This is a genomic window from Pseudomonas kitaguniensis (genome assembly GCF_009296165.1).
In the GTDB taxonomy this organism is placed as follows: Bacteria; Pseudomonadota; Gammaproteobacteria; order Pseudomonadales; family Pseudomonadaceae; genus Aquipseudomonas; species Aquipseudomonas kitaguniensis.
In genome coordinates this window covers 1-9,730 of sequence record NZ_VUAZ01000173.1, presented here as the reverse complement: position 1 = coordinate 9,730, position 9,730 = coordinate 1, and the positions used below count along the sequence as shown (strand labels likewise).

The following is a 9,730-nucleotide window of genomic DNA, read 5'->3' as shown; positions in this document are numbered from 1 at the left end:
GAAGATTGGGTGTCGAGTGGGATTGATACATCCTGTCGGTTGCACCTCGGCTGACGGCACCCTATAGTTCGCCCCGTCGCTGGCATTGGTCGGCGACAGGGTTTCGCAGCCCTAAAACGATTCACACCAACACCGTCAGACATGCCCCAGCCGCCATCCGGCTGCCGAATGTTTTATGGCGGTTGTGCGTGGGAGACCTTCGGGTCTGCCGGGTTTTGGTGTAAATCGTCCGGTCTGCGAACCCGCGCACAGCTGCCACCCAATCTGTTTCGCAGCAGAGCCAGTGGTAATTCTTTTTACTTGAGGATTTACACCATGACGACTCAACACCCGCCCCGCCGCTTCACCCCCATGACCCAAACCGCAACCGATTACCCTGTCATGCTGATCGACAGCGATGCCCCGCTGCGCGAGCTGCACGCCTGCGCCAGTGAGCGCCTCAACGCCGCACTCGCCTACCTGCACCTGATGGCCTGCTCCAATGTGTCCGACTACGCCGAGCATGACATCAATACCGTCGCCAACACCGCTCGGATCATGGTCCAGGATGTGGCGGATGTGTTCACGGTGATGGAGCGGCGCGGCTTTGATCTGCCTGCCGAGAGTTGATGTGGCGTGAGCTTTAAGGAAACCCGCTTCGGCGGGTTTTTCAGTGCCATGAATGATCAATATGCAGTGGGCCCGCAATGGGGTTTTCTTTATCCTGTCGAGCTTTCGTTTAACGCCTCAGGAAACGCCATGCCCGCCCTCGCCTTTCGCCATGCACTGCCCGCCGACGCCGCCCGTTGCTTTGACATCGAAACCAGTGCCTACGAAGGCGACGAAGCCGCGACCCTGGAAAAGATCGCCACGCGCATTGCGCAGTACCCGCAAGGCTTTCTGATCCTTGAGGCGGATGGCCAGGTGGTGGGTTTCATCAATGGTGGCTGCGCGCATCACGTGGTGATGTCAGACGAGGCCTTTAAGGAGTTGGTCGGCCATGCGCCCGAGGCGCCGAATGTGGTGATCATGTCGGTGGTGGTCGACCCGGCGCATCAGGGCAAAGGCTATTCCACGGCATTGATGACCGAGTTTGTGCAGCGCATGCGCGCGATGGGCAAGCAGACGATTCACTTGATGTGCAAAGAGCAGCATGTGCCGTTGTACACGCGCATGGGCTACACCTATGTGCAGCCTTCGCCTTCGGATCATGGCGGTATGGCCTGGCATGAAATGCTGATGGTGCTCTAACAACGCGGGCGTTTCCAGCTGACTGCACCGCGCGCAGTAGTCAGGCTCAGGCTTTTTCCAAACAACCGATTCTCGTGGGTTTCGCCCTGAAAGCTATACGTCGGCGAGCCCAGCGCTGCATAGCCGCACCGCGGGTAAAAAGCCAACGCCCGTTGATTGCCCACCCACACCGTCGCCCACAGCATCGACGCCCCGTCACGCGCGGCACAATGCTCGGCCGCTTGCAGCAGTTGATAGCCGATACCCAAGCCGGTAAAGCGCCCCTGCAAATACAGGCGTTGCAGTTCGGCAACCGCGGGCGTTGGGATCATCGCATGGTCGGCGCGCAGCTTGATCTGGGCGAAACCGACGAGGTGGCCGTTGGCTTGCGCCACCAACATCGCGATGCCAGGCTCGGCCAGCAGCCGTGCGATAGTAGCTGGCGCAAAGGCTTGCAGCGCCTCGTTGGCGATGGCGCTGCGAATGCCTTCGGTGGCGTAGGTGTCGAGGAATACCTGCATGCCCAGCACGCCAATGCACAGCGCGTCTTCGGGGATGGCAGGACGAATCAGAATGGACTCGGTCATCGCGTCACACGGTTAAAAATGCAAGGGCCAATGTTTTAACACGAACGGTGATCAGCCGTCCTGGCCTTGCCCCGCAACGCGGATCGCGGATGGCGACTCAGCAGGCGTCTGTGTAATGATCGCCCGGACCTCTCAAGGGATGGAGCCACCGCCATGTCGCTGACCACCGCCACCGACCCCGCACAAGCACCGCGCTTCTGGCGTGACGAGCGCTTGCCGTTTATCGAGGCGCGCACCATCGCCGACGGGCGCAAGGTCACTTACACCCGGCATGCGCACGAGCATTTTTCCATCGGCGCGATCACCACCGGGCGCAGTTATTACCACTACGGCGCGCAGACTTTCGAGATCAGCGCCGGCACCGTGGTGCTGATGAACCCCGGCGATGTGCATGCCTGCAACCCTGTCCATGATGAGCCGTGGTCGTATCACATGCTCTACCTCGACACGCCGTGGCTGACCGATTTGCAGCACCAGTTGGGTTTCAGTACCGATCAGGGTTATCGGCCGTTCAACACGCCGCACACCCGCGACGCCGTGCTGTACAACGGCGTGCTCAAACTGTACCGGGTGCTGTTGGATGAGCAGGCTGAACTGTTGCAAAAGCAGAGCACATTGGTGAGTTTTTTCACCCAGGTGCAGCAGCGTCTGAACCCTTCGCTGACGCCGGTGCGTGAGGTCAATCACAAGCTTGCGCGTGCTGCCGAGTACATCGGCGAGCACTGCACCGAGGCCTTGAAACTCGAAGACATTTGCCTGGCGGCCGAGCTGTCGCCGTCGTACCTAATCCGCGCGTTCAAGCAGTATTACGGGCTGACACCCCATGCTTACCTGGTGAACCGGCGCATCCAGTTTGCGCGCACTCAATTGCGCAACGGCGAGCTGATTGCCGATGTGGCGCTGGCGGCAGGTTTTGCCGATCAGGCGCACTTTCAGCGCACCTTCAAACAGCATTTCGCCGCCACGCCGGGGCAATACCGCGACGGGCTCAAGCCATCAGCAAATACCCCACACTGGCCACCAGCAACGCGGCCATTGAGCGGTTGAACAGGCGCACGCCCTGCGGGTTGGCGAGGTAGCGCCGCAAAAAAGTCCCGGCATAGGCCCAGCAGGCCACCGACAGGTAGCAGATCACCAGGTAGAGCGCTGCAAACAGCCACACCTGGCCGGCGTCACCATCCGCCACAAACAAACCCATCCCGGCCACGCAGGCCAGCCAGGCTTTGGGGTTGAGCCATTGCATGATCGCGCCATACAGCATCGACGGCGCCGTGGCGCTGCCGTCGGCGTCGAGGCGGCCATCGTCGACCGCAAGTTTCCAGGCCATGTACAGCAAAAACGCCACGCCGCCCCACTGAATCAACTGCGTCAACAGTGGCCAGCGCACCAGCACTGCATGCAGCCCCAGGCCGATCAGTATCAACAGCAAGGTGAAGCCTGCGGCGGCGCCGAATACGTGTTTCTGGCTGGCGGCAAAACCGAAGCGCGCGCCCGTGCTTAGCGCGACTACATTGACCGGCCCCGGCGTGATGGAGGTCGCCAGGGCGAAGGCGGCCATGGAGATAATCAAGCTCATTGCAGTTCCTTTTGATAATGGCAAGCGGTGCTGCCAAGCGACATGACCTCACGGTAACGGGCGAAACGATGGCGGTATTGAACAAAATACCCCTGAGCCTTTGCGGTTTTCGGTGCACAGACCTTGTACTCTGTGCGCGCCCTCCGCTTGCAACCCCATCAGGACGCCAATGCCCAACCCGATTCCTCGCCGACGCGATGCCGCTGTCACCCGTGAAGCGATTTTAGTGTCCGCGCGCAACGCATTTGCCCAATCGGGCTATGACGGCGCCGCCATGCTGGAAATCGCCGCCGGCGCCGGGCTGACGCCGATGCTGGTGAACCGCTACTTCGACTCCAAGGAGCAGTTGTTTGCCGAAGTGATTGCCGACACCGTCGCCAGCCCGAGCATGCTCACGCAAGGCAACCTCAGCGCGGAAAACCTTGGCCGCACCCTCGCCACCACGCTGGTGAGCCTGACCGAAGCGGGCAGCGCGCCGCTGCAAGGGTGGCTGATCATGCTGCAGGCGGCATCGAGCAAACGCGCAGCGGGGGCTGCGCGCGAGCACCTCGAAAAAGGCCCACAGGCCAGCATGGCTGCCACGCTCAAGGGCGCGCATCAGCAAGAACGTGCGGCACTGGTGATGGCGTTGGTCTCGGGCTTTCTGGTGACGCGCCAGAGCCTGGAACTGTCGGCGCTGGCCAAGGCCGACCCGCAGGTGTTGATCGACTTGCTGACGCCGTTGTTCCAGCAACTGGTGGACGGCTGACCGCGCGGCTACAAGCCCCGGTTGCGCAACCACTGCAAAAAACCCTTTTTGACCGGCACCACCGGTGCCTCCTGAATCAGCGCCTGCGCCGTGTGCAGGCGGAAATCCAGTAGCGCGCGCATCGCTTCACTGATGTCATGCCGCGCATCCAGGCAGGGTTTCAGGTATTCCTTCTCGATGCGGTACAGCGTGCAAAAGGTCTTGGCGGTGAAGTCCGCCAGTGTCGCCAGATCGGACAGGATCCCCGCCTCGCCAATCACCTCGCCTGGCCCCATGCGCCCGGCTTCGAACGCGTGGCCGGCTTTAATCAACATCACCGAGACCACGCCGACTCGACGATAAACAGATGGTCGCTGACCTCCCCGGCCGGCAAAATCGTCTCGCCCGCGCGGTAGGTGTGCAGGGTCATGTTCTGGCTGAACGTGTCTTTCTCTTCCTGACGCAGGGTGGAGAAAATCGACGAGCGCTCAAGCAACGCGCGCGCGCCAGACATCGCCGGCGGCGCGGCGCTTTCGGTGGCTGACAACAGGCCCACGCCCGCCGCCTGCAGGTGCCGAAAGGCCAAATCGTAAAGCTGGTTGCGCACTTCGCGCTTGAGCGCCATCGCCGGCACAAAACCGCTTATTTCATACTCGACGCCGCCACTCGCCGAGGCCTTGAACGCGACACTGGGCGCGGGTTTGGCCAGCAGTGGCCGGCAACCTTGCATCGCGCGTTCCAGCGCCTCGATCACGGTTTGCGGGCGCGCATGCGGGCTGACTTGCAGGCTGACCGTCAGGCCGAACATGTCCGCCGGGCGCGAGAAGTTAATAATTTTGGCCTTGGCGGCCAGGGAGTTGGGGATCACCGCCATGCTGCCCTGCGAGGTTTGCAGCCGCGTGGCGCGCCAGTCGATATCGGTGACCCGGCCTTCAGTGCCGTCGATGGAGATCCAGTCATCCAGCTGATACGGCTTGGTGGTGTTGAGGACGATCCCGGAAAACACATCGCTCAGGGTGCTTTGCAGCGCCAGGCCGACGATGATCGCCACGGCGCCGGACGTGGCAAGCACGCCCTTGACCGGCAAGTCGAGCACGTAGGCCATGGCGGCGATGATCGCAATCAGAAAAATCACCGCGCCCATCAGGTCTTGCAACAGCCGCCCCGTGTGGCCGACGCGCTGCATCATCACCGTGCCGAGCAATACCGTAAGGGTGCGCGCAGCGAACAGCCACCAGCCAATCTGCAAGGCGGTGGCAGCCAAATGCAACGCCGTGTTGTCGGCATACGGCGCCAGTTGCATGGGGTTCATGCCATCGTTGAACAGCACGGCACTGAAAACCGCAAAGATCGCCAAGCGCGCCGCCAGCTTCCAACCGGCGAGGTCGACGGAAATCAACCGCCACACGGCGATGTCGATAAAGATCAGCGCCAGCGCGCACAACATCGGGTGATCAGCGATAAACGGGGGCATCCAGGCGACTCCAGAGTACATGCCCAGAAGATCGCATGAATTGTGAACACAGGAAATAGCAGGTTGTAAGGGGTGACGCAGCACCGAACCGCAAACACATTGCAAAAATGTGGGAGGGGGCTTGCTCCCGATTGCAGTGTGTCAGGCAGGCTAGCTGTCACTGACGCACCGCTATCGGGAGCAAGCCCCCTCCCACCTGTGTTTGGTCCGCCACGCGCATTCAGGCGGGCTTATTAACCCTGCATCTGCCCGAAACGACCCGATTGGAAGTCGGCAAACGCCTGGTGAATTTCCGCCTCGGTGTTCATCACAAACGGCCCGTGCCCTACGATCGGCTCATCAATCGGCTCACCGCTGAGCAACAGCACCTTGCATCGTCACTGGACTCCAGCGTAATCTGAACACCCTCACGCTCAAACAACGCCAATTGCCCCTGGCGCGCCACTTCCTCGCCATTTACCCGCAGCGTACCGCGCAGAATCACCAGCGCGGTATTACGCCCGGCATGCAAATCCAGCGTCACCGCCTTGCCCGCGTCAAGGCGCACATCCCACACATCAATCGGCGTAAAGGTGCGGGCCGGGCCTTTGGTGCCGGCAAATTCCCCCGCAATCAAACGCAGTTGCCCAGCGTCATTCGCCAATGGCAGCACGGGAATATCGCCGTCGAGGATAGTCTGGTAACCCGCATCGGCCATTTTATCCCTGGCCGGCAGGTTGACCCACAACTGCACCATCTCCAGCGCGCCGCCACTGCGGGCAAACGCTTCGGAGTGAAATTCCTCGTGGATGATGCCCTTGGCGGCCGTCATCCACTGCACATCGCCAGGGCCGATCTTGCCGCCGGCACCCGTCGAATCTCGGTGCTCGACCTCGCCGTCATACACAATGGTCACCGTCTCAAAGCCGCGATGCGGGTGCTGCCCTACGCCACGACGTTGCTCGGTAGGTGAGAAATCGGCCGGCCCCGCGTGGTCCAGCAACAGGAACGGGCTGATGTGCTCGCCCATTGCGTCGTAGGAAAACAGCGTGCGCACCGGAAAGCCGTCGCCGACCCAATGAGCGCGAGGGCTGGTGTAAATGCCGATGAGTTTTTTCATGGTGATCCTCCAAAGTGCCCACACCTTAAAACCGTTACCCCTTCAGCGCTAGACGGCAAAAACAACCCTGAGCGTCCTGCTCATAGAACGCTAACCCGGCGCAGCGTCACAAAAACCGCGTTAATGATAATGACTCGTAGTAATATCCGCCCTCTCCCGTTCAACCTTCCGAGGGCTGCAATGCCGTTTGCCCCTGCGCCTGCCGCACCGCGCGTGTTGGTGGTGGATGACCACCGCAAACTGGCGGCGACCAGCAAGGCCAAGGGTGTAAAGCGAACAGCAGGCACCATGGGCGTGGACCTTAAGAGTGAACTCAAAAGAGAATCGTAATCATCCATCCCCGAATAACTTGGACAAAGTGTGACAACTCAACAACCGCTGGATGGATAAACCACGCCGATGAACCGGCAAGCGTCACCTGCGCCAGGGCGTGTTTGGGAGAGGACAGGAGCTGCTGAAACTTCCCACGCAGCGGCCGGATAAGCTTTACAGATACCGCCTGAAAACGCCTGCAAAGTCCTTCGCCTGATCACACAGAGCGAAGGATTGCAGATGGTTTATTTTGCCAGAGCCCTCAACACAAGGGCGGCCTCTTGATCGCTGTTACCGGCCAAACCATTGGCTTTCTGGTACTGGCGGCGATGGATTCGAAGACGCGGGACGTCGAATCCGTACTCAGCGATTTCAGGCAATGCCTGAATACCTATGAAGCCTGGGCCGAGAGCTATTTCAGCTTTTCGGCGCTGGATGTCGAGCAGGTATTCAAGGTCGGCGATGAAGTAGCGCTGGTTGCGCCGATCAACCGCTCGCTGTTTCCGAGCAGCACTGTCGCCACCTGCCAGGCCAGCGGCACGTTGACGCTGGTGCACATGTTCCAGAGCGCACGCTTTGTGCCCATCGGCAACACACCGGTGGTACTGCAACGTATCGACCCGAACGGTGGCCCGCTGGGTGAGCCGATTCACAAGACCATCGGCCCCAGCGGCATTCTCGAAATCACTGAATGTGATCGCAATCAGCAGTACCGCATCAACTTCTATCCCGACGTTTCCAAAGCGCATTTCAAGGCGTTATACGCCTCTTATCAGTCGGTGATCGCACCGCTCGAAGGCTGGCTGCGCAGTGAGTGGGCGAGCACCTTCAAACCGCTGTGGGATGGCTACTCCGAGGCCGACTTCCTTGAGCGCTACCACGCCCTGCACCAAGCCTGTGCGCGTGGGTTTGGCGATGCGCTTTACGCACTCTGGGACAGCCTCAAGCAACTGTTTGAGTGGCTCACAGACCCGCTGGCGAACGCCGAAAAACTCCTGCATTACCTGTCACAGGCCGAGTTTGAAAAGCTGCTGAAGGTCAGCAGCGAAGCCCTCGCAAAAGGCTTGCTGGTGCTGAGCGATGAGCCGCTGCTGTTTATCTACCTGTCGGCACTGGTCAGTTGGATGCGCTTGCTGCCACCGCCCGCCATGAGCGAGCTGCTGGGGGAAATCAGTGCCGAGGTGCTGATCAACCTGCTGCTGGGTCTCGCCACTGGCGGGATGGGCGTAGCGGTAAACATGAGTTCGAAGGTGTTGAGCGGTATCACGTCTCGTCGCGCACGCCAGTGGCTGGAACACATCTCTCAACATTTCGCTGCATCCAGCCTGGACAGTCATGTCGAGGCCGCCAAGCCGTTGTTGCTGGGCAGCGCGGCGATACCGATCAAGGCGGTGCCGGTTGCACCGTTGAAGGCTGGGCAGCACCTGGTGGCGAACCCGGTGCCTGCGGTTCGCGGCAAGACGCAAAAGACCACATTGGTGCGCCAAGAGCACGTCGACGATGTGCCCGCTGCAAGCAAGAACCCGAACGGTGATGCTGCGGCCAGCGCCGACAAAACCATCACCCACGGTTGCCCGGTGTCGATGGTCACCGGGGAAGAATTGCTGACCCTCACCGATGGCGCGCTGGACGGGCTTTTGCCGTTTGAGTGGACGCGGGTGTACCGCACCAGTGCGGTGGACGTGGATGGCGGGTTGGGTTTTGGCTGGAGTCATGCGCTGGCGCAACGGTTGGTGGTGGACGGTGATTCGGTGGTGTGGACGGACCATGAGAATCGGTCGACTGAGTTTCCGTTACCCAGCGTTTCTCGACCGGCGATTACCAACAGCTTGGCCGAAGCGGCGATTTATTGGGGGGATTTGCCCGGTGAATTAGTGCTGGCTCAGGCTTCGCGTTTTTATCATTTTCGCGACGGTGTGCTGACTGCGATCAGCGATGCTTACGACAACCGCCTGCGAATCTCCCGTGACTTTTCGGGGCGCATTGAGCGGCTGGACAATGGTGTAGGCCGGTCGCTGTTTTTACGCTACGCGTCTGGCCACATCGTGGCGGTGGACTATCAGGTTCAGCGCGCCCAAGGCCATGAACCTTTCGAATGGATTACTGAACAGCAAGTTGTTTTCTACACCTACGACGACGCTGGACGACTGCTTTCAGCGACCAATGCCGTAGGCGAAACCGAGTTTTATCGGTACGACGAGCAGCACGTCATTCTTGAGCGGCAGTTGGCCGGTGGCGCGCGTTTCTTTTGGGCGTGGGAACGATCAGGCAAGGCGGCGCGGTGTGTTCGGCATTGGGCCAGCTTTTCACAGATGGACACGCGTTATGCCTGGGATGACAACGGCAGGGTCACGGTTCACAACGCCGATGGCAGCCAGGAAGTTTACGTGCATGACCAGCGCGCACGGCTGGTGCAGCGGATTGATCTGGATGGCGCTGAGCATTTCAAATCCTATGACGACAAGGGCCGGCTGACGGTCGAGCAAGACCCGCTGGGGGCGGTGACGGCGTATCAGTACGATGAAGCCGGACGTTTGGTCGCGCTGTTTCCGGGGGACGACGAGCCGACTTCCTACGAGCATGACAACGGCTTCGTACGTGTCGTGCGCCGTGGTGAGGCGATTTGGAAGTATGAGCGTAACGACCAAGGCGACGTCACGCGCAAGACTGATCCCGACGGCAACGTTACCGACTACAGCTACAACAAACACGGGCAACTGACTGGCGTTTGGTATCCCGATAGCAG

8 protein-coding genes and 2 pseudogenes are annotated in these 9,730 nt (G+C 60.5%); 6 read left to right on the top strand and 4 right to left on the bottom strand.

From position 1 onward, the window contains the following. The first annotated feature begins 315 nt into the window (after positions 1 to 315). Together F0169_RS24975 and F0169_RS24970 are read left to right on the top strand one after the other, a co-directional pair. The gene (locus F0169_RS24975; protein ID WP_058412649.1) at positions 316 to 609 is read left to right on the top strand and encodes a hypothetical protein; all 294 of its coding nucleotides are present in this window, start codon (positions 316 to 318) and stop codon (positions 607 to 609) included. Between the two features lie 129 nt (positions 610 to 738). Next, positions 739 to 1,230 (top strand): GNAT family N-acetyltransferase, encoded by a 492-nt coding sequence (locus F0169_RS24970; RefSeq protein WP_152747910.1) that lies wholly within the window; start codon positions 739 to 741, stop codon positions 1,228 to 1,230. Here the strand turns inward: F0169_RS24970 and F0169_RS24965 are convergent. Next, positions 1,227 to 1,796 carry a GNAT family N-acetyltransferase gene (locus tag F0169_RS24965; protein WP_241679173.1) on the bottom strand — a complete coding sequence of 190 codons (570 nt, stop codon included), beginning with the start codon at positions 1,794 to 1,796 and terminating at the stop codon, positions 1,227 to 1,229. The genes F0169_RS24970 and F0169_RS24965 overlap by 4 nt on opposite strands. Positions 1,797 to 1,949: 153 nt before the next feature. Here F0169_RS24965 and F0169_RS24960 point away from each other — a divergent pair, with 153 nt between their 5' ends. Further along, entirely contained in the window at positions 1,950 to 2,843 is an 894-nt protein-coding gene (locus F0169_RS24960) for an AraC family transcriptional regulator (protein WP_152747909.1), read from the top strand. Here the strand turns inward: F0169_RS24960 and F0169_RS24955 are convergent. Further along, a complete protein-coding gene (locus F0169_RS24955; protein WP_152747908.1) occupies positions 2,785 to 3,372 on the bottom strand; it encodes a LysE family translocator in 588 nt (195 codons plus the stop codon). The two genes, F0169_RS24960 and F0169_RS24955, sit on opposite strands and share 59 nt — an antisense overlap. Positions 3,373 to 3,541: 169 nt before the next feature. On the opposite strand from F0169_RS24955, the gene F0169_RS24950 reads away from it, so the two are divergent. Beyond that, positions 3,542 to 4,120, top strand: a complete 579-nt coding sequence (locus F0169_RS24950; RefSeq protein ID WP_122251827.1) for a TetR/AcrR family transcriptional regulator — start codon at positions 3,542 to 3,544, stop codon at positions 4,118 to 4,120. 8 nt (positions 4,121 to 4,128) lie between these two features. Here the strand turns inward: F0169_RS24950 and F0169_RS24945 are convergent. Together F0169_RS24945 and F0169_RS24940 are read right to left on the bottom strand one after the other, a co-directional pair. Continuing rightward, positions 4,129 to 5,573 (bottom strand): annotated as a pseudogene (locus F0169_RS24945) (mechanosensitive ion channel domain-containing protein). Between the two features lie 233 nt (positions 5,574 to 5,806). Then, positions 5,807 to 6,672: pseudogene (locus F0169_RS24940) on the bottom strand (pirin family protein). 180 nt (positions 6,673 to 6,852) lie between these two features. Between F0169_RS24940 and F0169_RS27485 the strand changes: the two are divergent. Next, positions 6,853 to 7,002: a hypothetical protein gene (locus F0169_RS27485; protein WP_172979549.1), complete on the top strand. Its 150-nt coding sequence runs from the start codon at positions 6,853 to 6,855 to the stop codon at positions 7,000 to 7,002. Positions 7,003 to 7,313: 311 nt separating this feature from the next. Beyond that, positions 7,314 to 9,730: RHS repeat domain-containing protein (locus F0169_RS24935; protein ID WP_241679174.1), on the top strand; the 2,417-nt coding region annotated here is incomplete at its 3' end.